The sequence below is a fragment of the Streptomyces sp. NBC_01267 genome (assembly GCF_036241575.1).
Taxonomy (GTDB): domain Bacteria; phylum Actinomycetota; class Actinomycetes; order Streptomycetales; family Streptomycetaceae; genus Streptomyces.
This window is the reverse complement of sequence record NZ_CP108455.1, coordinates 2,971,485-2,995,981: the sequence shown is the minus strand read 5'-3', so window position 1 is coordinate 2,995,981 and position 24,497 is coordinate 2,971,485. Positions and strand designations below refer to the sequence as shown.

At 71.8% G+C, this 24,497-nt stretch carries 25 protein-coding genes and 1 tRNA gene; 11 read left to right on the top strand and 15 right to left on the bottom strand.

Features of this window, described 5'->3' with window-relative positions:
- Nucleotides 1-297: 297 nt before the first annotated feature.
- The 4 genes from OG709_RS13640 to OG709_RS13625 all read right to left on the bottom strand — a co-directional run bounded on the left by OG709_RS13640 (nucleotide 298) and on the right by OG709_RS13625 (nucleotide 3,750).
- Nucleotides 298-732, bottom strand: coding sequence for a hypothetical protein (locus OG709_RS13640; RefSeq protein WP_250302135.1), 435 nt, complete (start codon nucleotides 730-732; stop codon nucleotides 298-300).
- Nucleotides 733-773: 41 nt separating this feature from the next.
- A complete protein-coding gene (locus OG709_RS13635) occupies nucleotides 774-2,237 on the bottom strand; it encodes a purine-cytosine permease family protein (RefSeq protein ID WP_329166265.1) in 1,464 nt (487 codons plus the stop codon).
- Nucleotides 2,238-2,353: 116 nt separating this feature from the next.
- Nucleotides 2,354-2,857, bottom strand: coding sequence for a cysteine dioxygenase (locus OG709_RS13630; protein ID WP_250302137.1), 504 nt, complete (start codon nucleotides 2,855-2,857; stop codon nucleotides 2,354-2,356).
- The gene (locus OG709_RS13625; protein WP_250302138.1) at nucleotides 2,854-3,750 is read right to left on the bottom strand and encodes an amidohydrolase; all 897 of its coding nucleotides are present in this window, start codon (nucleotides 3,748-3,750) and stop codon (nucleotides 2,854-2,856) included. The genes OG709_RS13630 and OG709_RS13625 overlap by 4 nt, the downstream gene beginning before the upstream one ends.
- A gap of 91 nt (nucleotides 3,751-3,841) precedes the next feature.
- Between OG709_RS13625 and OG709_RS13620 the strand changes: the two genes are divergently transcribed.
- Complete coding sequence (locus OG709_RS13620; protein WP_250302139.1) at nucleotides 3,842-4,843, top strand: LacI family DNA-binding transcriptional regulator; 1,002 nt, start codon at nucleotides 3,842-3,844, stop codon at nucleotides 4,841-4,843.
- Nucleotides 4,844-4,989: 146 nt separating this feature from the next.
- Here the strand turns inward: OG709_RS13620 and OG709_RS13615 are convergent.
- The 5 genes from OG709_RS13615 to OG709_RS13595 all read right to left on the bottom strand — a co-directional run bounded on the left by OG709_RS13615 (nucleotide 4,990) and on the right by OG709_RS13595 (nucleotide 8,656).
- A tRNA-Met gene (locus OG709_RS13615) sits at nucleotides 4,990-5,063 on the bottom strand.
- A 197-nt stretch (nucleotides 5,064-5,260) separates the two neighbouring features.
- On the bottom strand, nucleotides 5,261-6,190 hold the full coding sequence (locus tag OG709_RS13610) for an ABC transporter substrate-binding protein (RefSeq protein ID WP_250302140.1): 930 nt from the start codon (nucleotides 6,188-6,190) through the stop codon (nucleotides 5,261-5,263).
- 28 nt (nucleotides 6,191-6,218) lie between these two features.
- On the bottom strand, nucleotides 6,219-6,890 hold the full coding sequence (locus OG709_RS13605) for an ABC transporter permease (protein ID WP_250302141.1): 672 nt from the start codon (nucleotides 6,888-6,890) through the stop codon (nucleotides 6,219-6,221).
- Between the two features lie 3 nt (nucleotides 6,891-6,893).
- Nucleotides 6,894-7,538: an ABC transporter permease gene (locus OG709_RS13600; RefSeq protein WP_329166257.1), complete on the bottom strand. Its 645-nt coding sequence runs from the start codon at nucleotides 7,536-7,538 to the stop codon at nucleotides 6,894-6,896.
- A complete protein-coding gene (locus OG709_RS13595; RefSeq protein ID WP_266642800.1) occupies nucleotides 7,535-8,656 on the bottom strand; it encodes an ABC transporter ATP-binding protein in 1,122 nt (373 codons plus the stop codon). Before OG709_RS13595 ends, OG709_RS13600 begins: the two co-directional genes overlap by 4 nt.
- A 142-nt stretch (nucleotides 8,657-8,798) precedes the next feature.
- On the opposite strand from OG709_RS13595, the gene OG709_RS13590 reads away from it, so the two are divergent.
- From OG709_RS13590 to OG709_RS13580, 3 genes are all read left to right on the top strand, one after another.
- On the top strand, nucleotides 8,799-10,277 hold the full coding sequence (locus OG709_RS13590) for an aromatic amino acid ammonia-lyase (protein WP_329169112.1): 1,479 nt from the start codon (nucleotides 8,799-8,801) through the stop codon (nucleotides 10,275-10,277).
- A 28-nt stretch (nucleotides 10,278-10,305) separates the two neighbouring features.
- Entirely contained in the window at nucleotides 10,306-11,142 is an 837-nt protein-coding gene (locus tag OG709_RS13585) for a MurR/RpiR family transcriptional regulator (protein ID WP_250302144.1), read from the top strand.
- Nucleotides 11,143-11,315: 173 nt separating this feature from the next.
- On the top strand, nucleotides 11,316-11,891 hold the full coding sequence (locus OG709_RS13580; protein ID WP_266642802.1) for a hypothetical protein: 576 nt from the start codon (nucleotides 11,316-11,318) through the stop codon (nucleotides 11,889-11,891).
- A gap of 6 nt (nucleotides 11,892-11,897) precedes the next feature.
- Here OG709_RS13580 and OG709_RS13575 read toward each other — a convergent pair whose 3' ends face one another.
- The 5 genes from OG709_RS13575 to OG709_RS13555 all read right to left on the bottom strand — a co-directional run bounded on the left by OG709_RS13575 (nucleotide 11,898) and on the right by OG709_RS13555 (nucleotide 15,673).
- Nucleotides 11,898-12,272, bottom strand: a complete 375-nt coding sequence (locus tag OG709_RS13575) for a hypothetical protein (protein ID WP_250302145.1) — start codon at nucleotides 12,270-12,272, stop codon at nucleotides 11,898-11,900.
- Nucleotides 12,273-12,385: 113 nt separating this feature from the next.
- Nucleotides 12,386-12,775 (bottom strand): roadblock/LC7 domain-containing protein, encoded by a 390-nt coding sequence (locus tag OG709_RS13570; RefSeq protein WP_250302146.1) that lies wholly within the window; start codon nucleotides 12,773-12,775, stop codon nucleotides 12,386-12,388.
- A gap of 38 nt (nucleotides 12,776-12,813) precedes the next feature.
- On the bottom strand, nucleotides 12,814-13,572 hold the full coding sequence (locus OG709_RS13565) for a transcriptional regulator (protein ID WP_250302147.1): 759 nt from the start codon (nucleotides 13,570-13,572) through the stop codon (nucleotides 12,814-12,816).
- Nucleotides 13,573-13,604: 32 nt separating this feature from the next.
- Nucleotides 13,605-14,072 (bottom strand): hypothetical protein, encoded by a 468-nt coding sequence (locus OG709_RS13560; RefSeq protein WP_329166252.1) that lies wholly within the window; start codon nucleotides 14,070-14,072, stop codon nucleotides 13,605-13,607.
- A 245-nt stretch (nucleotides 14,073-14,317) separates the two neighbouring features.
- The gene (locus OG709_RS13555) at nucleotides 14,318-15,673 is read right to left on the bottom strand and encodes a diaminopimelate decarboxylase (RefSeq protein WP_329166250.1); all 1,356 of its coding nucleotides are present in this window, start codon (nucleotides 15,671-15,673) and stop codon (nucleotides 14,318-14,320) included.
- A 173-nt stretch (nucleotides 15,674-15,846) separates the two neighbouring features.
- Here OG709_RS13555 and hutU point away from each other — a divergent pair, with 173 nt between their 5' ends.
- The 5 genes from hutU (at nucleotide 15,847) to OG709_RS13530 (ending at nucleotide 22,012) form a co-directional block, all read left to right on the top strand.
- Complete coding sequence (gene hutU, locus OG709_RS13550) at nucleotides 15,847-17,583, top strand: urocanate hydratase (protein WP_266642808.1); 1,737 nt, start codon at nucleotides 15,847-15,849, stop codon at nucleotides 17,581-17,583.
- Between the two features lie 17 nt (nucleotides 17,584-17,600).
- Complete coding sequence (locus OG709_RS13545; RefSeq protein WP_250302213.1) at nucleotides 17,601-18,800, top strand: allantoate amidohydrolase; 1,200 nt, start codon at nucleotides 17,601-17,603, stop codon at nucleotides 18,798-18,800.
- Nucleotides 18,791-20,140, top strand: coding sequence for a formimidoylglutamate deiminase (locus tag OG709_RS13540; protein WP_266642810.1), 1,350 nt, complete (start codon nucleotides 18,791-18,793; stop codon nucleotides 20,138-20,140). Before OG709_RS13545 ends, OG709_RS13540 begins: the two co-directional genes overlap by 10 nt.
- A gap of 74 nt (nucleotides 20,141-20,214) precedes the next feature.
- Nucleotides 20,215-21,390 (top strand): imidazolonepropionase, encoded by a 1,176-nt coding sequence (gene hutI, locus OG709_RS13535; protein WP_250302152.1) that lies wholly within the window; start codon nucleotides 20,215-20,217, stop codon nucleotides 21,388-21,390.
- 70 nt (nucleotides 21,391-21,460) lie between these two features.
- Entirely contained in the window at nucleotides 21,461-22,012 is a 552-nt protein-coding gene (locus tag OG709_RS13530) for a DinB family protein (protein ID WP_266642813.1), read from the top strand.
- 169 nt (nucleotides 22,013-22,181) lie between these two features.
- On the opposite strand, the gene OG709_RS13525 is transcribed toward OG709_RS13530, so the two are convergent.
- Entirely contained in the window at nucleotides 22,182-23,075 is an 894-nt protein-coding gene (locus OG709_RS13525) for an RNA polymerase sigma factor SigF (protein ID WP_250302154.1), read from the bottom strand.
- Nucleotides 23,076-23,312: 237 nt separating this feature from the next.
- Between OG709_RS13525 and OG709_RS13520 the strand changes: the two genes are divergently transcribed.
- Both OG709_RS13520 and OG709_RS13515 read left to right on the top strand, forming a co-directional pair.
- Nucleotides 23,313-23,681: an STAS domain-containing protein gene (locus OG709_RS13520; RefSeq protein ID WP_250302155.1), complete on the top strand. Its 369-nt coding sequence runs from the start codon at nucleotides 23,313-23,315 to the stop codon at nucleotides 23,679-23,681.
- A 117-nt stretch (nucleotides 23,682-23,798) separates the two neighbouring features.
- Nucleotides 23,799-24,290 carry an ATP-binding protein gene (locus OG709_RS13515; RefSeq protein ID WP_250302156.1) on the top strand — a complete coding sequence of 164 codons (492 nt, stop codon included), beginning with the start codon at nucleotides 23,799-23,801 and terminating at the stop codon, nucleotides 24,288-24,290.
- The last annotated feature ends 207 nt before the right edge of the window (nucleotides 24,291-24,497 follow it).

The following is a 24,497-nucleotide window of genomic DNA, read 5'->3' as shown; positions in this document are numbered from 1 at the left end:
GCGGCGGTCCCCGCGGTCACCTCTCCGGCGTTCAGCTGTCCCAGTCGGAGTGGGAAGAGGGGGCGGATGTCGGTGGCTTCGCCGGGTGGGGCCTGAGCAGCCCCCGTCCCGCGCTGCGTGCACCGCCGGAGGTGCGGCGGTCCCCGCGGTCACCTCTTCGGTGTTCAGCTGTCCCGGTCGGAGTGGGAAGAGGGGGCGGATGTCGGTGGCTTCGCCGGGTGGGGCCTGAGCAGCCCCCGTCCCGCGCTGCGTGCACCGCCGGGGGTGCGGCGGTCCCCGCGGTCACCTCTTCGGCGTTCAGCTGTCCCAGTCGGAGGAAGAGGACGAGGACGACGACTTCACCCGGTGGAACCCGAACAGCCCCCCGTCCCGCGCCGCGTGCACCATGTTGACGCCGACGATGCCGACCCAGGTGGCGATGAGGCCCGGCAGATGTGCGTTCACCACGCCGATCGCCGACAGCGGGACGGCCAGGATCATCGTGACGATCCCGAATCCGAACCGCTCACCGAATCCGCTCTCCGACTGCGCCGGACGGCTGCCCCGGGCCACCGCCACCTGCTGCTCGGCGAACTGCCGCCGGACCCGCCGGTCCACCGTGCTGTCGAGCCGCTGCTCCACCTTCTCCAGGAACGACTCGACCAGGGCGGAGTCGTACTCCTCGCCCAGCTCCCTGCGGGCGTGCAGGGCGGCGTCGAGTTCCTTCTTCAGCTCTGCGTCGCTGGCTTCCATGTCGTACACGGTACGAATCCGGGGGCCCCGGAGCAGTGGGGCTAACCCCCCAATCCGATTCGGGGCTGCCTCCGGTCCGGCTCGTTCCGCCGGCCCGGCACCTGGCCCGGCACCTGGCCCGCCGCCGTGACGATCGTCGCTTCCGGGATGTGTGACGTGTCCCGGCGGGCCAGCAGCCAGTACAGCGCCGCCGGGACCACCAGCCCCACGATCCAGGAGATGTCCGCGCCGCCCAGCGGGTCCACCAGCGGGCCCGTGTAGAAGGACGTGGCCAGGAAGGGGAATTGGGCCAGCAGCCCGATGCCGTAGACCAGGAGCGCGTCCCAGCGCCAGGCGCCGTAGCGGCCGTTCGGGTCGGACAGGGCGGGGATGTCGTAGCGCTCGCGGGAGATCAGGTAGTAGTCGACCAGGTTGATCGCCGACCACGGGGTGAAGAAGGCCAGCAGGAACAGCAGGAAGTCCTTGAAGGAGTTCAGGAAGCTGTCCTTGCCCGCGAGCGCCACCGCCGTACCGGCGAGCATGATGAGCAGGATGTAGAGCGTGCGTCCGCGCGGGGAGAGGGTCTTCTGGCCGCGGAATCCGCTGATGCTCGTCACCATCGACATGAAGCCGCCGTAGGTGTTGAGCACATTGATGGTGAGTTTGCCCAGGGCGATGACGAAGTAGAGGACCGAGGCCATCAGGCCGGTGCCGCCGAGGCCGACCACGTAACCGACCTGGTCGTCGAGGAACGCGTCGCCCGCCGTGGCCGCGACGAGGACGCCGAACGTCATCGACCACTGGGAGCCCAGCGCGGTGCCGCCGAGGGTCCACCAGAACGTGGCACGTCCGCTCGTCGTGCGCGGCAGGTAGCGCGAGTAGTCCGCGACGTACGGGCCGAAGGCCAGCTGCCAGGAGGCCGAGAGCGAGATCGCGAGGAGGAACAGCGGGACGGAGAAGCTGTGGTCGTGCAGGACCGTGGAGAGGTCGATGCGGTCCAGCAGCCGGATGCCCAGGTAGACGAAGGCCACCGCGCACACGATGCTCGCCACCCGGCCCAGCGTGTGGATGATCCGGTAGCCGATGACGGCCATCACGGCGGTGATCGCGCCGAAGACGATGATGCCGGTGGTGTCGCCGAGGTGGGTCAGCTTGCCCACCGCCTCGCCCGCCAGGACCGTGCCGCTGGCGAAGAACCCGACGTACATCAGGATGACGAGGAGGAGCGGGACCACCGCTCCCCTGACCCCGAACTGGGCGCGGGACGAGATCATCTGGGGCAGACCGAGCCGCGGTCCCTGCGCCGAGTGCAGCGCCATCACCGCGCCGCCCAGCAGATTGCCGAGCAGCAGGCCGACGATCGACCAGAGCGCGCCGCCGCCGAAGACCACGGCGAGCGCGCCCGTGACGACCGCGGTGATGTGGAGATTGGCGCCGACCCAGAGCGTGAACTGGGAGAAGGCGCTGCCGTGACGCTCCTCGTCCGGGACGACATCGATCGACCGCTGTTCCACCAGGCCTGCCATCCGACGGCCTCCTCTCTCGTCCCCCCGCACCCTCATGTATTGATCTATGCAGAGTGTGCGGTGATGAATGGAAGGTCAATAGGTGGCGGTCGATCGACTCGATAATCAGCGGATTCTCAGGCTGCGGGAGAGTCCATCGGTCGGAGTTCGTCCGCATATGAGACGGAATGGCGTCGCATCAGGCCGTCATCGCTGATGTCGTACTGGCCGAGCCGCCAGAGCGGCGGCGAGTACGCGTGGATCGAGACCGCGTCGTCCGTGGCCCCGGTGAGGCGGTGGATGTGGTCCGGGCCGAAGCAGAACGAGGTGTCCGCGCCGACCGCCGTGGCCAGGTGGTGGCCGCCGATGCGGGGGTTGGACTCGGTCAGCGCGCCCTGGACCACCCGGACCGCGCCGGACGAGATGTCGTGGTCGTGCCAGCCGGTGTCGTTCTGCCGGGTCCAGCAGAGCAGCCAGATGTCCACGTACTCGTCGCGGTGCAGCGAGGCGTAGTGGCGGTCGGTGTCGGAGAACGCGACCTCCGAGCGCCACAGCTCCGGCCTGGCCGCCAAGTCGTCGACCAGGGCCCGGAGTTCACGCTTGTCGAGATTGCGGTCGGGCAGCGCGGCGTCGTACGTCATGGGCGTGCTCCGTTCAGGAGGCGGGCGGGGTTGGTGGCACGCAGGGCGTGGACGGCGGCGTCGGCCCCGAGGTCGGGGTGGACGGGGACGGCGTACGGGCGGTCGCTGCCGGAGACGACCACATCGATGCCGACGGCCCGGACCAGCGCGTCCACGGCCCGGGTGCCGTACGAGGAGGTCTCGTAGAAGGCGTCGAAGTCCACCGGGCCGCGTCCGCCGCCGCGCGCCGCGAGGCGCTCGCCGTGCAGCGGGGCGAGGCCCGCCAGGGCGGCGAAGCAGATGCGCAGCCCGGGATGGCGCGGGCGGCCGAACGCACGGAAGGCGAACCACGCGGCGTGCATCTGCTGGAGGTACGGCACCAGAGCGGGCCACCACGGCGGCGCGCCGGGGTCGCCGGCCGGGGCCGCGCCCGGGTGGACGAAGAGCGGCTTGTCCGCGCGGGTGAGGGTGTCGATCAGCGGGGCGCAGTGGGCCCAGCCCGCCTCGTCCAGCAGCGCGGTGGCCGGGAGTTGGAGGCCCGCGCAGCCCCGGTCGAGGGTGTCGGCGAGCGAGTCCGGGTCGGGGGCGACGAGACCGGCCGAGGCCCAGACACCGAAGGGGGCGGGCAGCGCCAGGGCGCCCTCGTGGAAGGCGGCGAGGAGCGGGGCCGACTCGGCGGGTGGCAGATATTCGATACCGAGGGGGCTGGAGAGCGAGACGAGTGCCAGCCCGAGGCCGTCGGAGCGGGCGAGCGCGGTGCGGGCGGCGAGGTCGTGGTCGGCGGGGTCGACCTGGTACGGCGGTTCGCCCGGCAGGTGGAGCGTCCATCCGTCGAGGTGCGGACCTGTCCGGCGGGCGCGCAGCAGCTCCGTGAAGGCCGGGGGCCAGAGATGTTGGTGGACGTCTACAAGCAAGGGTCACTCTCGTGTTAAGCGGTTCAGTGATGCGCTTAAGTGAAGCGGTTAACGAGGCGGGGTGTCAAGAGCGGCCGGTAGGCTTCCGGGCATGGCCAGGCCCAGCAAGCGCACCACCCTCCGCGAGGTGGCCGAGGCCACCGGACTCTCCACTGCCGCCGTCTCGTACGCCCTGCGCGGCAAACAGGTCTCCAAGGAGACCGAGGAACGCGTCCGCAGAGCCGCCGCCGAGCTGGGTTACGAGGCCGATCCCATCGCCCGTGCCCTCGCCAGCGGCCGTACGAGCATGGTCGGCGTCCTCGCCGGTGACCTCCAGGACCTCTGGCAGCAGCAGTTGATGGCGGCCATAGGACGGGAACTGCTCGCGGGGGACCGGTACGCGCTGATCCTCGACGCGGGCGGCGACCCGGACCGGGAGCTCGTCCTCGCCAAACAGCTGCGTGACCAGCGGGTGGACGGCCTGCTGGTGTCGCCCGTCGACCCGTCGGCCGGGGGCTGGGCGAAGATCGCCGACGCGGTGCCGGTGGTCTCGATCGGGGACTCGCTCCAGCAGGCGAGCACCGCGGGCGAGGTGCTCTTCGACAACCGGGCCGGTATCGATGCGGTGCTCGGGTACCTGGCGGGGCTCGGGCACCGGTGCGTGACGGTGCTGACGCCCACCGGGCCCAGTACGCCCGACCGGCCCGCGGACGTGTATGTGCGGGAGGCGGCGGACCGGCTCGGCCTGGAGGTCGAAGTCGTGCCCTGCGCGCAGGAGTTGGGCGAGGCCACCGGGGTCGCCCGAGGGGTTCTCGGGGGGCGTTCGACGGCGGTCTTCTGCTTCTCGGACTCGATCGCGTACGGGGTGTACGCGGCGGCGGCGGAGGCCGGGCGGGTGATCGGGCGCGATCTCTCGGTGGTCGGCTTCGACGACCATCCGGTGTCGCGGGTGCTGACACCCGCGCTGACCACGCTGGACTGGGGGCTCGCGGAGATCGCCACGCAGGCGGCGCGGCTCGCGGTGGCGGCGATCGAGGGGCGCCGGGTACGGCGGAAGCGGGTGCTGTGCGCGCCGCGGCTGGTGGAGCGGGGGTCCGCGACCCGGGCCGGGTAGACCTGGGCCGGGCAGGCCTGGGCCGGGCAGGAAGTCCGGCCGGTCGGGAAGTCGGGCCGGTAAGGAAAGTCCGGCCGGTCTCTGCCCCGCCGGGAACGGAAAACACCGCAGGCCCGGTGCTTGCGCACCGGGCCTGCGGTCTTCAGTAGCGGGGACAGGATTTGAACCTGCGACCTCTGGGTTATGAGCCCAGCGAGCTACCGAGCTGCTCCACCCCGCGTCGGTAACCCCGACAGTACGGGTTCGGGGACCAGGTGGGAAATCGCCCCCGTCGCGCCCCTGCGCTCGCGGCCGTCATCCGAGCCCGGCGAAGCCCCCCCCCGGACATGGCCTACGCCGTCACCCAAGCCCGGCGAAGACCGGCCGGACACGGCCCGCGCCGTCATCCGAGCCCGGCGAAGACCCACCGGACACGGCCTACGCCGTCAGCTTCTGCCGCTTGAGCCACGCGTCGGCCACCCGGTCCGGGTCCTGCTTGTCCTTGTCCACCAGCCGGTTCAGCCGGGTCAGTTCCGCCGTGGTGAGCGCGTTGCCCAGCTCCGCCAGCGCCTTGCGGACCTTGGCGTCCGCCTTGCGGGCGGCGACCAGCGGGACGATGTGCTGCGCGGGCACCAGGTTCTTCGGGTCCTCCAGGACGACCCACTTGTTCGCCGCCACGTCCACGTCCGTCGTGAAGACGTTCGCCACGTCCACGTCGCCCTTCTTCAGCGCGCCCTTCACCAGCGGCCCCGACGAGTCGAGGGCCTTGAACTCCTTGAACTCCACGCCGTACTGGTCCTTCAGACCGACGACTCCGACGACCCGCTTCTTCATCTCGGCGGCGGCCCCGAAGACCAGTTTCCCGTTGGCCTTCTTCAGGTCGGCGAGGGTCTTCAGGCCGTACCTGTCGGCGGTCTCGCGGGTGACCGCGAAGCTGTCGCGGTCCTCGGCCGCCGCGTACGGCAGCACCTCCAGGCTCGCCGGGAGCACCGCGGCGAGCGCGTTCTGCATGGCGCCCGCCTCCGTCTCGGTGGCCTTCGGATCCAGGTAGAGCAGCAGGCTGCCCTGGTACTCGGGGAGCAGGTCGATGTCGCCGCCCTTCAGCGCGGGCACGATGATCTCCCGCGAGCCGAGGTTGGGCTTGACCGTGGTCTTGATGCCCGCGGCCTTGAGCACCCCCGCGTAGAGGTAGCCGAGTATCTGGTTCTCGGTGAAGTTGGCGGTGCCGATGACCAGGCCGCCCGAGCTGCTGCCGGTGTCGCCGCCGGATCCGTCCCCGTTCAGGGACGTGATGCCGGACGAGCAGGCGGCGAGCAGCGGTGCGGAGGCACCGGCCAGCAGGGCGGTGAGTGCGGTACGTCGGTTCATCTCGGGTCTCCAGAAGTTCAGCGGGCAGTCAGCGGGCGGTGGTGGGCCGGCCGCGCAGCAGCAGCCGCTGCACCCCGCCCAGGGCCAGGTCGGCGAGGACGGCGAGGACGGCGACGAGCACCGCGCCGCCGAGTACCTGCACCAGATCGCGCTGGGCCAGGCCGTCGAACACGTAGCGGCCCAGGCCGCCGAAGCTGACGTAGGCGGCGATGGTGGCGGTGGCGACGACCTGGACGGTCGCCAGCCGGATGCCGGTCATGATCAGGGGGAGCGCCAGGGGGAGTTCGACCTGCCAGAGGACCTGGTGCCCGCGCAGGCCGACGCCCTTCGCCGCGTCCTTGACCTCGGGGTCGACGGCGGCCATGCCCGCGTACGTATTGGTGATGATCACCGGCACGGCGAGCGCCACCAGCGAGATGTACACCGGCCAGATGGAGAGGCCGCCCGCGAGGAAGACCAGGGTGACCAGGCCGACGGTCGGCAGCGCGCGGCCGAAGGAGGCCAGGTTGACCGCGAGGAACGCGCCGCGTCCGGTGTGGCCGATCAGCATGCCGATGGGCAGCGCGATCACGGCGGCGACGACGGTGGCCAGCAGCGAGTACTGGAGGTGTTCGACGAGCCGGTGGGCGATGCCTTCCGGGCCGGACCACTGGGCGGAGCTGGTCAGCCAGGTGGCGAGGTTCTTGAGGAGTTCGATCACGGCTCAGGCACCTCGCTCGTGGGTCCACGGCGTGCACAGCCACTGGACGGTGACCAGCAGCGCGTCCGCCACCAGGGCGAGCAGCAGGGTCAGGACCACCCCGGCGACGACCGGGGTGGGGTAGTTGCGCTGGAAGCCGTCGGTGAAGAGCTGGCCGAGGCCGCCGTACCCGATGTAACTGGCCACGCTCACCAGGGAGATCGACATCACGGTGGAGACCCGGACCCCGGCCATGATCACCGGGAGTGCGAGCGGCAGCTCGACGGTGAGCAGGGTGCGCAGCGGCCTGGTGCCCATGGCGGTCGACGCCTCGCGCACCCTGGCGGGCACCGCGTCCAGGCCCTCGACGGTGTTCCGTACGAGCACGACCAGGGTGTACGCGGTCAGCCCGGTGATCGCGGTCGTCCGGGTCAGCCCGGTGATCGGGAGCAGCAGGACGAAGAAGGCGAGGGACGGGATCGTGTAGAGGATGTTGGAGAGACCGAGGGCGAAGCCGCGCAGCGGCCGTACCCGGTGGGCGAGGACCGCCAGGGGGAGCGCGATCAGCAGGCCGAGGAGGACCGCGGGTACCGCGGTGGAGAGATGGTCCGCGGTGAGATGGGTCATCTCACCGGTGTGGTCGGGGAACCAGCCCCAGTCGATGGTCATGCGGCGCTGCCCGTGCCCGCTGCCGCGTGGGCCTCGCCCGCGCGGTCGTGGATGTCGTCGCGCGCGGTGACGCCGGTCAGGACGCCTGCCGCGTCGACGCGGGCGACGAGACCGGCCGGGGAGGCGACCGATTCGTTGAGCGCGGAGAGCAGCGAGTCGGTGTCGCGCAGGGCCCGTACGGGCAGCAGCCGGGCGTCGCCCGCGGTGTCGTTCGTGGGGCCGGACGCCTTTTCGGCCTCGGCGTCGAGCCAGCCGAGCGGCTTGCCGTCGGCCGAGACGACCAGCTGCCAGCGGGCCGCGCCCTTGGCGGCGGAGAGCTTCTCGCCGGCCCGGACGGTGGGGGCCGCGGTCTGCGGTACGCCCGCGAGCGTGGACAGCGAGAGGAGCTTCAGCCCGCGCTCGGCGCCCAGGAAGTCCGCGACGAAGGCGTCGGCGGGACGGGCGAGGAGTTCGGCGGGCTCCGCGCACTGGACGAGATGGCCGCCGGTACGGAAGACGGCTATTCGGTCGCCGAGCCGCACGGCCTCGTCTATGTCGTGGGTGACGAAGACGATCGTCTTGTCGATGTCCTGCTGGAGCCTGAGCAGCTCGTCCTGGAGCTGGGTGCGGACCACCGGGTCCACCGCGCCGAACGGCTCGTCCATGAGCAGGACCGGCGGGTCGGCGGCGAGCGCGCGGGCCACGCCGACCCGCTGCTGCTGGCCGCCGGAGAGCTGGTGCGGGTAGCGCTTCGCGGTGTCGGCGTTCAGTCCGACGGTCTCCAGCAGCTCGGCGGCGCGGGCACGGGCCTTCTTCCGGCCCCAGCCGAGGAGGAGCGGGACCGTCGCCACGTTGTCGAGGATCGTCCGGTGCGGGAAGAGCCCGGACTGCTGGATGACGTAACCGATGCCGCGCCGCAGGTCGGCGGCGTCCGCCTCGCGGATGTCCTTGCCCGCGAGACGGATGGTCCCCGAGGTCTGCTCGACCATGCGGTTGATCATGCGGAGCGTGGTCGTCTTCCCGCAGCCGGACGAGCCGACGAGGACGGTGATCTGCCCCTCCGGCATGTCCAGGCTGAGGTCGTGGACCGCGGTGGTGCCGTTCGGGAAGCGTTTGTGCACGGAGTCGAATTCGATCATCGGTCATCCCTTGCCGGGCTGCATATGGTCATGCAGAGTTCTTGGTGGCTGAATAATTTGTCATGGGGCTGTGGTGAGAGGTCGGGCGGTACGAGGCCATGGGGCAAGACCGTATGTCGGAAAAAGGAGGCGTTCGCGCATGATGTCGTCCCGCACGGTGGATACCCCGACCGGCATCGTGGTCCTCGACGGTGAGTCCCTTCCGGTTTCCGATGTGGTGCGACTGGCGCGTGGTACGGCCAGGCCCGTACCCGGATCCGAAGCGATGAAGCGTGTCGAATGGTCGTGGGACGCGGCCCGTGAGCTCGCCGCGTCGGGCCGCGTGTACGGCCGCTCCACCGGTGTCGGGGCCAACCGTAACGAGTCCGTGCCCTCCGGCGCCGCCGCCGACCACGGACTGCGGCTGCTGCGCTCGCACGCCGGGGCCATCGGCGACCCGCTCCCCGCGCACGAGGTCAGGGCCATGCTCGCGGTCCGCGCCAACCAGCTGCTCGCCGGTGGGGCCGGACTGCGGCCCACCGTCGTCACCGCGCTCTGCGAGGCCCTGGAGTCCGGCGCCCACCCCGTCGTCAACGAGTTCGGCTCGGTCGGTACGGGAGACATCGCCGCCCTCGCCCAGCTGGGACTCGCCCTGGCCGGCGAGCACCCCTGGGAGGGCGGTGCGCCGCCCGCCGCGCAGCCCCTCGACAACAACGACGCCCTCGCACTGATCAGCAGCAACGCCCTCACCCTCGGCCAGTCCGCGCTCGCCCTCGACGAGCTGCGCCGGCTGGTGTCCGCGACCCAGGTGGTGGCCGCGCTGTCGCTGCTCGCCGTGGACGGCTCGTTCGAGGCGTACGCGGAACCGGTGCACGCGGCCCGCCCGCACCCCGGCTCGTACGCGGTCGCCGCCCGCAGCCGCTACCTGCTGGGCGCCCCCGAGCGGCCCACCCCGCCGCTGGGCCGCATCCAGGACCCGTACGGTTTCCGCTGCGTACCGCAGATCCACGGCCCCGCACACGACGCGGCCGACCTGCTGGAGCGGACCATCGCCATCGAGATCAACGCGGCGGCCGAGAACCCGCTGATCCGCCCCGCCGACATGGCCGCCTACCACCACGGTGGCTTCTACATGGCCCAACTGGTCCTGGCCCTCGACCACTTCAGGCTGGCCCTCACCCAGACGGCCCGGCTCTCGACCTCCCGGCTCTCCGCGCTGAACGAACCCGCGCTCACCCGGCTGAGGCCCTTCCTGGCCGACGGCGAGGCCGCCTCGTCGGGCGTGATGATCCTGGAGTACGCGGCCGGGGCGGCCCTCGGTGACCTGCGGGCCTTCTCCGCGCCGGCCTCGCTCGGGCATGCTGTTCTCTCCCGCGGCGTCGAGGAACAGGCCAGCTTCGCCTCACTGGCGGCCCGGCAGGCGCTGCGGGCCGGGCGGGCGTACCGGTACGTCGTCGGCTGCGAACTGGTCGCCGCCGTAAGGGCGTTGCGCCAGCGCGAGCTGCGGATCGACCCCGGCCTGCCGGTCGGCCGCGCCTTCGAGCTGGCGGACGCGGTACTCGATCCGGACCTGGCGGACCGGCCGCTGACCGGCGATGTGGAGGCGGCAGCCGCGCTGCTCGACCGGTTCAATGAACTCTGACACGGACATGGATCTTGAGGGGGACGGCATGAGCGACAGCCCGGCCGCACGGCTGCAACAGCTCTTCGAAGGGCACCGGCTGACGCCGACCCAACGGCGGATCGCGCACTGCATGGTGCGCCGGGCCGCCGACGCGCCGTTCCTCTCGTCGGTCGAGCTGGCCGAGCTGGCCGGTGTCAGCCAGCCCTCCGTCACCCGCTTCGCCGTCGCGCTCGGCTTCGACGGCTACCCGGCGCTGCGCAAGCACCTGCGGGAGGTCGCACCGAACGGGCGGGCGGTCGGCGGGGACAGCCTCAACGAGTACCAGCAGGCCGTCCAGGGCGAGTTGGAGAATCTGCGGCAGCTGTCCGAACTGCTCGCCGACCCGTCACTCGTGGAACGGGCGGGACGGCTGCTCGCCGGGTCGCCGACCCTGCCGGTGCTCGGCCTGCGTGCCGCGTCCTCGCAGGCCAGGGGGTTCGCGTACTTCGCGGCGAAGGTCCACCGGGACGTCCGGCTGCTCGACGAGGGCGGCACGATGCTGGCCGACCGCATCGACGCGTCGGTACGGGCGGGCGCCACGGTGCTGCTCTGTTTCGCGCTGCCGCGCCACCCGCGCGAGGTGGTCGAGGCACTGGCGTACGCGCAGTCGGCGGGGCTGACCGTGGTGACGGTCGCCGACTCGGCCTTCGCGCCGGTCGCCAAGCACAGCGACATCCTGATCCCGGCGGCGGTCGGCACCGGTCTGGCCTTCGACACGGCCTGTGGGCCGATGCTGCTCGGCCGGGTGCTGCTGGAGGCGATGTGCGACGAGCTGCCGCAGGCGCAGTCGCGGCTGGAGGAGTTCGACGCGCGGGCGGCGGCGCGGGGGCTGTTCGTGGAGTAGCGCCCGTTCTCGTGGTGTGCGCGGCGCCCTTCCGCGTCCACGGCGTGCGCAGGGGCCCGTTCTCACGGTGCCCCGTTCTCGCGGCGTACGCGGAGACCCGTTCTCACGACGTACTCAGAAAGCGTCGCTAATCTCCGCCCGGTCCAGGAACAGTGTGCGGAGGGAGCGGGAACGTGGGGCGTGGAAAGGCGCAGGGACAGGCGCGGACCGTGGCGAGGGTCGCGGTGCTGGTACGGGCCGGAGCCGCCCCGCTGTGGTGGCTCGGGCTGCTGGCCGCCGCTGTCGGTGTGCTGCTGCCCGGACCGACCGGGCGCCGGATCGGGCTGCTGGCCGGGGCCGCGCTCTTCCTGATCGTGGCTGCGGTCGTCGCCCTGGCCCGCGGGCGCCGGTTCGCCCATCTGTCGAAGTCCCCGGTGCGGGCCGGCCGGTCCGACTTCCTCCAGGACCGGGCCGTGACCGTACGGAACTGGCGGCGGGCGCACCGCTGGTGGCTGCTCGCCGCGTTCGTCGTGGCGGTGGGCTCGTCGTTCGCCCTCCCCGCGGCGGGTGGGCTGGCGCTGGCCGGGGCGGGCGCCGGACGCTGGCTCAAGGCGGTCCGGCTCGGCCGCCGGGAGCACGCGGACGACCTGCTCCTCTGGGTCCGTACGGACTGGATCGCCCGGGGCCCGGCCGGGAAGCAGGTCAAGGGCTACCGCTCCACGGGCGTACTGGCGGGCGACGCCGCACCCGGCGGGGCGCGGCGCCGCTGACCGGGCTCACACCTCCAGCTCGGCCTCGATCTTCCTCAGCTGGTGGCGGGCCATCGCGAGATTGGCCCGGGACTTGTCCAGCGCGAGGTAGAGGAACAGGCCCGTGTTGTCGCGTCCCTTGAGCAGCCGGATCAGGTGGTACTGCTCGCCCAGCGTGATCAGGATGTCCTCGATCTCGTCCTTCATGCCGAGGTGCTCCATGGTCCGCACCTTGGCGCGCACCACATCCGTGTTCCCGGCGGCGGCCACCGCCAGATCGAGGTCCTTGCCACCACCGAGCGTGCCGAGGGCCATGCCGCTGGTGAAGTCGACGAGCGCCGCGCCGAGCGCGCCCTCGATCGAGGTCATCGCGTCCTTGAGTGCGTTCTCGGTGTTCGCCATGAGGGGTGCACTTCCTTTCTCGTGGGTGGATTTCCTGGTGTGGTTCCGTGCGTGGTCCGGTGCGGTCCTGGCACGGGCGGCGCCGGAACGGCCCGCCCGTGAGGGGGAGTTGGTCATGGGCTCTCCAGCCGGTCGAGGGCGCCGTCGACCAGCTCGCCGATCCGGGTGCCGGCCCGGCGGGCTTCGAGGTGCAGGCGGCCCACGTTGACGCGCGGCCGGGCGAGCAGGGTGAGGACGGCGGACGGGCCTGCCGCGTAGGTCGCGACATAGCCGTTCTCGCCACGGACCAGCAGCTCGCGGAAGCCGCCCTGGCCCGTCGTCTCGGTCAGCCGCTGGGCGACACCGAGGGCGGCGGCGGTCAGTGCCGCGACGGACTCGGCCTCCGCCGCGGCGTCCTGCGCCAGCACCAGTCCGTCGACGGTGGCCGCGAGCGCCCCGCCGATCAGCGGCACCCGGGCTCTCAACCGGCGTAGCTCTTCGAGGACTTCGGACTCGGCGGACATCAGCTGTCTCCTCTCGGCGCGCTGCCGCAGGGAGCGGATCACAGCGTGGCCTCCAATGCGTCTCGCAGCCGTTGGAGCAGGGCGACATCCGGGTCCCGAGCCACCTCGCCGACCCAGGCGGGGACGGCGGAGGCGGGCGGCGCGGGTGTCCGCGGGGTCTCGACGGCGCCGGCGGCTGCCAGCCTGCGGACGTCGATGAGGACGTGGAAGGCCGGGCGCCCCAGCGTCCGCGCGATGTCCGGCGGGGTCCGTACGCCGTCGGCCAGCGCGAGTACCGCGCGCTGGCGCGGGGTGACGGGCGTGCCGGGGACGTCGGCCGCGCGGCTGCGGTGCGGGGCCCGCACCACGGGGGCGCTGTCGAGGTCGGGGTACGGCCACAGCCGGTCGAGCAGTTCACGGCGGCGCGCCGCCTCCCGCTCCACCGCGTCGGCGGGTACGGGGTGCACCGGGCCGATCCAGTGGGCCACCCCGTAACGGAACCGGGTGGGGCCGCTGCCCGGCGCCAGGGCGAAGTACGCCGCGTCGTGCAGCGCGCCCAGGTGGCAGATCTCCAGCTCGCCCCCGGCCACCTGCCCGCTCTCGACGAGGAACCGGCCGACCGATCCCTTGGCCCCGGCCCGGTCGACGGCCTGCTGCCACCCCTCGGGGCGGAGCCGTCCGGTGGTGGTCAGCAGGATGTCGATACCGGGGGCGGCCGGGCTCTCGGCGTGCACCACCTGGCCGTCGACCAGGTAGAGGGTGCCGCGGTCACGCAGCAGGGCGCCGGTGGCGCGTTCGCCCGCGAGGCGGACGAGCATCGGGGAGACGCTGCTCTGCGGCGCCGGGCCCATCACAGCACCAGTCGTTCGGCGAGGTCCCGCAACCGTAATCGGGCGAGCGCCAGATTGCCCTCGTCGCGGTTCAGCCAGAGATGGAGGAAGACGCTGCTGTCGAAGGTCGTCTCGACGAAGTGGAGGAGGTGGTAGCCGGTGCGGGTGGTGACGATGACGTCCTCCACGGAGAGGCCGCCGTCGTTCCCGTCGCCGTTCCCGTCGCCGCTCCCGTCGCCGCTCTCTCCGCTGCCCGCGGGCGCTGTCGCACCGAAGGCTGTCGCACCGAAGGCCGTCGCGCGGAAGGCGGGGTGCTCGGCGGCCATCCTGGCCAGCTCCGCCGTCTCGGCGGCGGTCGCCTCGTGGTCGTCGTTGGGTGACTGGCCGATGGTGCCGAGCGTCAGCCCGCTGGTCCAGTCGACCACGCCCGCACCGAGGGCACCGGGCAGTCGCATCGCTTCCAGCAGACACTCGTCGATTCCGGGCACGCGGAACTCCCCTCCCGGCGTGGTGCGCACGGTGGCCGTCGTGACCGCGGGGGGCGGCCGTGCGGCAGTAACCGTGAAGTTACGGGGACGGTCCTCCGGCCAGTGGGACTTCTGGCATTTTCCAGCGGAACATGCCCAGCGGGTCTAGAGTCCGCGACCCGGCGGGCGGCAACGGCCGGGACGGGAGCGGAAGGCAGGGCAAGTCCCTTTGGACACACGCGAGTTGCAGTCGTCGACAGCCCGCCTCAGAGCAGCGCGTCCGCGTGCTCGCCGCCCGACTCCGCCACGATCTCCGCCACGCTCTGCGCGTCCCGCACCACGGCGAACCGCACCCCGTCCGCCCCTGCGGTGAACCCGTGGATCCCCGGCCTGGCCAGGCTGTTGTACGCGTAGTGGTGCGCGAAGTAGTACGCCCCCGTGTCCAGCACCGCCGCGTAGTCCCCCGGCTCCAGCAGCGGCAACTCCCGGTTCTCCGCCAGCAGATCACCCGCGAAGCAGGCCGGTCCCGCCACGTCCTGCGCGACCGCGGGCCCGGTCCTGGGGCGCCCCTGCGCGTCGAACGCGGCGATCCGCAGCGGCCAGGACGCCGGCGCGTACACCGTGCGGGTCGCCACCTGGACCCCCGCGTGGGTCACCGCGATGGGCCGCCCGCCGGCGGACTTCGTGTACTCGACGCGGGCCAGGATCGTGCCGTGCCGGGCGAGCAGCGAGCGGCCGAACTCGGTGACCAGGCCGTAGCGGCCGTCCAGCAGTCCGGGCGCGGTCCTCTTGAGGAGGCGGGCGTAGTCGGCGTACGTGGGGGTCTCCTCGTCGGACGAGAAGTTGACCGGGAGGCCGCCGCCGATGTCGATGGTGTCGATCTGCTGCCGGCCGGCCGCGGCGTTGATCTCCTCGGCCAGTTCGTGGACGGTCCGTACCCCCTCCGCCATCAGGGCCAGCGGTACGCCCTGCGAGCCCGTGTGGGTGTGCAGCCGGGTCAGCCACGGGCGGTCCAGGTAGGCGCGTACGACCCACGCGCGGGCGCCCTCGTCGCGCAGCGCCACCCCGAACTTCGACGTCGCGGTGGCCGTCGACAGCGCGCCGATGGAGCCCGCGCCGATCTGCGGGTTGACGCGCACGCCCAGCGGGGACGTGGTCGGGGCCGACCGGACGAGCGCGTCGATGCGGGCCAGTTCCTGCGGGTTGTCGGCGTTGACCGCGATCCCCAGGGCCAGGGCCTCGCGCAGCTCGGCGGGGGTCTTGGCGGGGGAGTCGAGGACGGTGCGGGCGGGGCGTACCCCGGCCGCGCGGGCCAGCGCCAGCTCGCCCGGACTGGCGACCTCCGCGCCGATGCCCTCCGCTCCGAGCAGCCGCAGGACCGGCACGAGCGGGCACGCCTTCACCGCGAAGGCGTGCAGGACGGGTGTCCCCGGCGGGGTGACCTCGTCGAAGGCGGTACGCAGGGCGGCGGCGCCGCCACGGATGCCGGAGACGTCCAGCAGCGCGACGACGGGGTTGTCGGGGCCGACCAGGCCGGCCGCGACCGCGGCCTCGACCGCCTGCTCACGCCGTACGACGGTGCCTGTTTCGAAGGCCGGTCCGGAGCTCGTATGGGAAGCCATGCGATCCAGCCAATCACCGGCCGGGGGCCGGCGGGAGGCCCAGCGGTATTGACTAACTCTATTCAGCTCATCAAGATGTGAATAGTTCATGCAACAGTGGGAGATCGCAGCGTGAGGCCACGGTGCGGGATCACACTGCGACATCGAGGTCGCGACACCGAGGAGGCAGAACCATGTCAGGACCCCGGCCGGTACGGGCCCCGCGCGGTACGGAGCTGAGTGCCCTGGGATGGCAGCAGGAAGCCGCCCTCCGGATGCTGCAGAACAACCTCGACCCCGAGGTCGCCGAGCACCCCGACAAGCTCGTCGTCTACGGCGGCACCGGCAAGGCCGCCCGCGACTGGCGCTCCTTCGACGCGATGGTGCGTACGCTGCGCACCCTCAAGCAGGACGAGACCATGCTCGTCCAGTCGGGCCGTCCGGTCGGTGTGATGCAGACGCACGAGTGGGCGCCGCGGGTCCTGATCGCCAACTCCAACCTGGTCGGCGACTGGGCCAACTGGGAGGAGTTCCGGCGCCTTGAGTCGCTCGGGCTCACCATGTACGGCCAGATGACGGCCGGTTCCTGGATCTACATCGGGACCCAGGGCATCCTCCAGGGCACGTACGAGACCTTCGCCGCGGTCGCCGCCAAGCGGTTCGACGGCACTCTCGCCGGGACGATCACGCTCACCGCCGGTCTCGGCGGCATGGGCGGCGCCCAGCCGCTCGCCGTGACGATGAACGACGGCGTCGCGATCTGTATCGACGTCGACCCCCGCGCCATCGAGCGCCGGATCGAGCACCGCTACCTGGACGTACGCGCCGACAGCCTGGAGCACGCCCTCCAGCTCGCCGTCGAGGCCCGCGACGCCCGTAAGCCGCTCTCCATCGGCCTCCTCGGCAACGCGGCCGAGCTGCTGCCGCGGATGCTCGCCGAGGGCGCCCCGATCGACATCGTGACGGACCAGACCTCCGCCCACGACCCGCTCGCCTACCTCCCCCTCGGCATCGACTTCGACGACATGGCCGCGTACGCCGCCGAGAAGCCCGCCGACTTCACGGTGCGCGCCCGTGAGTCGATGGCCCGGCACGTCGAGGCCATGGTCGGCTTCATGGACGCGGGCGCCGAGGTCTTCGACTACGGCAACTCCATCCGCGGCGAGGCCCAACTCGCCGGATACAGCCGGGCGTTCGACTTCCCCGGCTTCGTCCCCGCCTACATCCGTCCGCTCTTCTGCGAGGGCAAGGGACCGTTCCGCTGGGCGGCGCTGTCCGGCGAGGCCTCGGACATCCACAAGACCGACAAGGCGCTCCTCGACCTCTTCCCCGAGAACGAGTCGCTGCACCGGTGGATCAAGATGGCCGGCGAGCGCGTCCACTTCCAGGGCCTGCCCGCGCGGATCTGCTGGCTCGGCCAGGGCGAGCGCGACAAGGCCGGGGCGCTCTTCAACGACATGGTCGCCGACGGCACCCTCGCCGCCCCGCTCGTCATCGGCCGCGACCACCTGGACTGCGGCTCGGTCGCCTCCCCGTACCGCGAGACCGAGGCCATGCTCGACGGCTCCGACGCCATCGCCGACTGGCCGCTGCTCAACGCCATGGTCAACGTCGCGTCCGGCGCCTCCTGGGTCTCCATCCACCACGGCGGCGGGGTCGGCATGGGCCGCTCCATCCACGCCGGTCAGGTGTCGGTGGCCGACGGCACGCAGCTCGCGGGCGAGAAGATCCGCCGGGTGCTCACCAACGACCCGGGGATGGGCGTCATCCGGCACGTCGACGCCGGGTACGACATCGCCGAGCGGGTGGCGGACGAGCGCGGGGTCCGCGTCCCGATGCGCGAGGGCGACGACGCGACCGGTGCCACCGCGGGCGCCGGCAGCACCACCGGCACCAACGGTGTCGCGAGCGGCGAGGGCGATCCCCGGTGACCTCCTCGTTCCACGAGATGTGGGCGGAGCTGCTGCCCGTCGGCCGCAGCTCCGCCTCCGGCGGGTACCGGCGGTACGCCTGGACCCCGGCCGACGCCGACTGCCGCGCCTGGTTCAAGGACCAGGCCGAGTCCCGCGGTCTCACGTACGAACTGGACCGCAACGGCAACCAGTGGGCCTGGCTCGGTGACCCGCAGGGCTCCGACGCCGTCGTCACCGGCTCGCACCTGGACTCCGTACCGGACGGGGGCGCCTTCGACGGCCCGCTCGGCGTCGTCTCCTCCTTCGCGGCACTCGACGAACTCCGTCGCAGGGGAGCGGAGTTCAGCAGGCCGCTGGCCATCAGCAACTTCGGCGACGAGGAAGGCGCCCGGTTCGGGCTCGCCTGCGTCGGCTCCCGGCTCAGCGCCGGACAGCTCACCGCCGACAAGGCCCGCCACCTGCGCGACGGCGACGGGATCTCCCTGCCCGAGGCCATGGAACGGGCCGGGTACGACCCGGCCGCCATCGGCCCCGACCCCGAGCGGCTGGCCAGGATCGGCGCGTTCGTCGAGCTCCACGTGGAGCAGGGCAGGGCCCTCGACCTCAGCGGCGACCCGGTCGGCATCGCCTCCGCCATCTGGCCGCACGGCCGCTGGCGGTACGACTTCCACGGCGAGGCCAACCACGCGGGCACCACCCGCCTGGTGGACCGCCGGGACCCGATGCTGACGTACGCCGAGACGGTCCTCGCCGCCCGCCGCGAGGCCGAACTCGCGGGTGCGGTCGCCACGTTCGGCAAGATCGCCGTCGAGCCGAACGGGGTCAACGCCATCCCCTCCCTGGTGCGCGGCTGGCTCGACTCGCGCGCCGCCGACCAGGCCACCCTCGACACCGTCATCGCCGGTATCGAGCAGGCCGCGAAGGAACGCGGCGAGCGCGACGGCGTGGACGTCCGCGTCACCCGGGAGTCCTTCACCCCCGTGGTCGAGTTCGAGCACGCCCTGCGGGACGAGCTCGGCAAGATCCTCGGCGGCGACGGCTCGGACATCCCCGTACTGGGAACGGGCGCGGGACACGACGCCGGAATCCTCTCCGCGTCCGTCCCGACCGCCATGCTGTTCGTACGCAACCCCACGGGCATCTCGCACTCCCCGGCGGAGACCGCCGGCGAGGACGACTGCCTGGCCGGGGTGACCGCACTCGCCGATGTTCTGGAGGGCCTGGCGTGCAGGTGACGTACTGGCTGGAGCATGCCTGGCTCGACACCCATGTCGAGCCGGGCGTCGCCGTGGAGACCGAAGGCGGCAGGATCACGGCCGTCAGCAGAGACGTGCCGCAGCCGCCGCCCGGCGCGACCGCCCTGCGCGGCCTGACCGTCCCGGGCCTGGCGAACGCCCACAGCCACGCCTTCCACCGCGCCCTGCGCTCCACGGCCCAGGTCGGCTCCGGCACCTTCTGGACCTGGCGCGACGTGATGTACGGGGTGGCCTCCCGGCTCACCCCCGACTCGTACCACGCGCTGGCCCGCGCCGTGTACGCCGAGATGGCGCTGGCCGGGATCACCGTCGTCGGTGAGTTCCACTACGTGCACCACGCGCCGGGCGGCAAGCCCTACGACGACCCGAACGCGATGGGCGAGGCCCTGATCGCCGCCGCGGCCGACGCGGGCATCCGCATCACCCTGCTCGACACCGCCTATCTCGCCTCCGGCATGCTCGACAAGCACCGCAGCGCGGCGCCCGAGAAGCACCAGCGGCGCTTCTCCGACGGCACCGCCCAGCAGTGGGCCGAGCGCGCCTCCCTGCTCAAGGACCGGGACCACGCCCGGATCGGCGCGGCCGTGCACTCCGTGCGCGCGGTGCCCGCCGACCAGCTCGCCACCGTGGCCCAGTGGGCCGAGGCGCGCACCGCCCCGCTCCATGTGCACCTCTCCGAGCAGACCGCGGAGAACGAAGCCTGCCTGGCGGCCCACGGCTGCACGCCCACCCGGCTGCTCGCCGACCACGGTGTACTGGGCCCGCGCACCACCGGCATCCACAACACCCACCTCACCGGCGAGGACATCGCCCTCCTCGGCTCGACGGCGACCGGTACCTGTATGTGCCCCACGACCGAACGGGATCTCGCCGACGGCATCGGCCCGGCGGTCCAGCTCCAGCGCGCGGGCAGCCCGCTCTCCCTCGGCAGCGACAGCCATGCCGTGATCGACATCCTCGAAGAGGCACGCGCCCTGGAGCTCGACGAGCGTCTGCGGTCCCGCACCCGCGGCCACTGGACGGCCGCCGCCCTGCTGCGCACCGCCACCGCGGGCGGCCACCAGGCCCTCGGCTGGTCCGAGGCGGGCATCATCGAGCCGGGCGCCCTCGCCGACCTCACGACGATCGCCCTCGACACCGTCAGGACAGCGGGACCGGTGCCACGCCTGGGAGCGGAGACCGCCGTATTCGCCGCCTCCGCGGCGGACGTACGCCATACGGTCGTGGGCGGCCGTCATGTCGTACGCGACGGGGTCCACGCCCTGGTACCCGACGTCCCGCAGGCGCTGGCCGACGCCATCGGGGCCCTGCACCCCTGATTCCGGCCCCGGCGCCGTTCCCGCTTCCGCCCCCGTCTCCGTTCCTGTTCCCGTTTCCGTAGGAGCACACCGCGATGCCGAGCACCACGGCCATCACCCACATCAGCAGCCTGGTCACCAACAACCCCTCCCTCGGTGACGGATCCCCGCTCGGTCTGATCCAGGACGCGGCGCTCGTCATCGACGGTGACCGCATCGCCTGGGTCGGTGAATCCAGCAAAGCACCCGCCACTGACAACGCGGTCGACGCGGGCGGCCGGGCGGTCCTCCCCGGGTTCGTGGACTCCCACTCGCACCTGGTGTTCGCCGGCGACCGCACGGCCGAGTTCAACGCGCGCATGTCGGGCCGCAGCTACTCGGCGGGCGGCATCCGCACGACGGTCGCGGCCACCCGCGCGGCCACCGACGAGCAGCTCTCGGCGAACGTACGGACGTATCTGGGCGAGGCGCTGCGCCAGGGCACCACCACGCTGGAGACCAAGTCCGGCTACGGCCTGACCGTCGCCGACGAGGCCCGCGCCCTGCGCATCGCGGCCGAGCACACCGACGAAGTCACCTACCTGGGCGCCCACATCGTCCCGCCGGACCACGCCGACGACCCCGCCGGTTACGTGGACCTGGTCACCGGTGACATGCTCGAAGCCTGTGCCCCGCACGCCCGTTGGATCGACGTCTTCTGCGAGCAGGGAGCCTTCGACGCCGACCAGGCCCGCACGATCCTCACCGCGGGCCGCGCCAAGGGCCTCCTTCCGCGCATCCACGCCAACCAGCTCAGCTACGGTCCCGGTGTGCGGCTGGCCGTGGAGCTGGACGCGGCGTCGGCCGACCACTGCACGCATCTCACCGACGACGACGTGACGGCCCTGGCCGACGGCAACACCGTCGCCACGTTGCTGCCCGGCGCGGAGTTCTCCACCCGCGCCGAGTGGCCCGACGCCCGCCGCCTCATCGACGCGGGCGTGACGGTGGCGCTCTCCACCGACTGCAACCCGGGCTCGTCGTTCACCTCCTCCGTGCCGTTCTGCATCGCCCTGGCCGTACGGGACATGGGCATGACCCCGGACGAGGCGCTCTGGTCGGCCACCGCGGGCGGCGCACAGGCCCTGCGCCGTACGGACATCGGCCGTCTCGACCCGGGGGCGCGGGCGGACCTGACGCTGCTCGACGCCCCGTCCCACGTCCACCTCGCCTACCGGCCCGGTGTCCCGCTGGTCTCGGGCGTGTGGCAGCGCGGGGTCCGGGTGGTCTGAGACCGACCGGCACCCGGGGGGTCCGGAAAAGCTCTGGCGGGCCCGGTGCCCAGGGCCGAGCATGGCGGGCATGACTGGACCCCTCAGACGTGCCGACATGTTCATCGACACCGCCGACGATCCCCGGGAGGACGGGCCCACCCTGGGCGGTGAGCTGGCCACACTCGTCGAATTCCTGCGCTGCCAGCGGCTGACGCTGGAGTTGAAGTGCTCCGGGCTCGACGCCGAAGCCCTGGCCCGGCGTGCTGTGGAGCCCTCCACGATGTCGCTGCTCGGGCTGGTGCGGCACATGGCCGACGTGGAGCGGCGGTGGTTCCGGGTGCGGATGGCCGGGCTCGACGCGCCGCCGTACTACCGCACCGACGCGGACCCCGACGGGGACTTCGACGGCGCGGTGGCCGATCCGGCGGTGGTCGCCGACGCCTGGGACACCTGGCGGGACGAGACGGCGTTCGCCGATCGGTTCGTGGCCCGGGCGCCAAGCCTCGACGTCATCGGGGACACCGGCAACGGCCCCATCTCGCTGCGGGAGTTGCTCGTCCACATGGTGGAGGAGTACGCGCGGCACAACGGCCACGCCGATCTGCTGCGCGAGCGGATCGACGGCAGGATCGGCGAGTAACCGGCCTTCCCCGACACAGAGGAGCCGGTCTCGACGCGGAAGAGCCGTCTCCCGACGCGGAAGAGCCGTCTCCTACACGGAGGAGCAGTCTCCCTACGTGGAAGAGCCGGTCCCGACGAGCGGGACCGGCTCTTCCACCGAGGAGCCCCGGGCTCCTCGCGGCGGTGCGTCACTGCTCCAGGGTCAGCCCCTTGCGCAGCTTCACCAGCGTGCGCGACAGCAGCCGCGACACATGCATCTGTGAGATCCCCAGTTCCTCGCCGATCTCCGACTGCGTCATGTTGGCGACGAACCGCAGCGAGAGGATCTGCCGGTCGCGCGAGGGCAGTCCGGCGATGAGGGGCTTGAGCGACTCGATGTACTCGACGCCTTCGAGGTCGTGGTCCTCGTAGCCGATCCGGTCCGCCAGCGCGCCCTCGGACTCGTCCTCCTCGGGCTGGGCGTCGAGAGAACTGGCGGTGTACGCGTTGCTCGCCGCCATCCCTTCGACGACCTCTTCCCTGGTGAGGTCGAGGCGCGCGGCGAGTTCCGCCACGGTCGGGGCGCGGTCCAGCTTCTGTGCGAGTTCGTCGCCCGCCTTGGCGAGGTCGAGACGGAGCTCCTGGAGGCGGCGCGGTACCCGGACCGACCAGGAGGTGTCGCGGAAGAAGCGCTTGATCTCGCCGATGATGGTCGGCATGGCGAAGGTCGGGAACTCGACGCCCCTGCTGAGCTCGAACCGGTCGATCGCCTTGATCAGGCCGATGGTGCCGACCTGGATGATGTCCTCCATCGGTTCGCTGCGGGAGCGGAAGCGGGAGGCGGCGAACTTGACCAGAGCCAGGTTCAGTTCGACGAGTGTGTTGCGTACGTACGCGTAATCGTGTGTTCCCTCTTCGAGGGATTCGAGACGCGCGAAGAGCGTCTTCGACAGGGCCCTGGCATCCAGCGGGCCCACCTCGTCGTACGGCGGAATCTCGGGAAGATCCTCGATTCCGGACTCGATCCGGTTGGGCTGGGTAGTCTGAAATTTCGACGGATCACTGTGGGATTCGTCGAGCCGGGGTGACATGGCGTCCTCCATGGTTCTCGGCATATGGCTGCCGATGCCTGCGTGTCAGCGGTGTAGCGGCGCCTCCAAAGCCGGCCGTGTTCGAATGCTGTCGCTCCTACCCCTATCGGCTAGTGAGGGACCAGCGCAAGTATCGAATGTCCGTATTGTGATGGTTCGTTGGCGTTGTTCGGGTACCGGACGGCGCGCGGAGGGCGTAGTCTTTCTCGCACGTCAACGACATCTCCAACACGGTGAAGAGGGACGGACATGGACCGCGGGACGGTCGGCAGCGCGAACCGGGGCCGGCTTCAGGTCGGAGTCCGGTCCGAAGGCCGGAGCGAAGTCGTGACCCCGGCGGGTGAGCTGGATCACCACACCGCCGAATTGCTGAGCGAGCCGCTGGACAGGGCTCTGGAGCGGGGTCGGTCCCGGCTGGTCATCGACTGCTCGGAGCTGGAATTCTGCGACTCCACCGGCCTGAACGTGCTGCTGGGGGCCCGCCTCAAGGCGGAGGCCGCCGGGGGCGGGGTTCATCTGGCGGGGATGCAGCCGGTGGTGGCCAGAGTGTTCGAGATCACAGGCGCCGAGGCGGTCTTCACCGTGCACGATTGCCTGGAAGACGCACTGCGCGACTGATCCGCACACTCTGTCGAAAGAAAATGAGTGTTGTCACCATTCGGCAGGGCAGGAGTCCCTGCGCAATCCCTGTAACGCTGACTTTTTGAACTGGTGAATCGGTGAGGTGAAGCGCTGATGAGCACCACCCGGCAGCAGCCGCCGGGGGACCTCGGCCCCGAGCGCGACAGCGCCGGACCAGCCTCGACCGTGTCCGCCGACGGCCGCATCCGCACGCTCTCCTTGCAGAGCGCCAGCGGCATCGTTCCGCTGGCGCGCGATTTCACGCGGCAGGCGCTGTACGACTGGGCCTGGCTGCCCGCGGCGAGCGCCGACCGGCGTGCCGCGGCGGAGGACGTCCTGCTGGTCGTGTCCGAGCTGGTCACCAACGCGTGTCTGCATGCCGAGGGCCCCGAGGAGCTGCGCGTCTCGTACGGGCCGAAGGTGCTCCGCCTGGAGGTCAGCGACCGCGGCGCGGGCCAGCCCGCGCCGCGCAGCCCGCACCGGGCGGGCCGCCCCGGCGGGCACGGCATGTTCATCGTCGAGCGGCTCTGTCTGGACTGGGGAGTCGTCCGTACGCCGGGCAGGCCCGGCAAGATGGTCTGGGCGGAGCTGGCCGCGCCCGCCTGAGGGCGGAACGGCCCGCACGGCAGTCCGTACGACCGGCGCACGGGAGCGCCTGAGCTCCCGGTGTCCGCCCCTGTTGTCCCGCATCCCCCAGAGCGCACCGATCCGGTGCGCTCTTTGTCTTCCCTCGGCAAGGCCCCGGGCGTACCTTGAGCGCCCAATCTGATGTGTCGTCAGTAACTTAGCGGCGGCATCCGGCATAAGGGGACA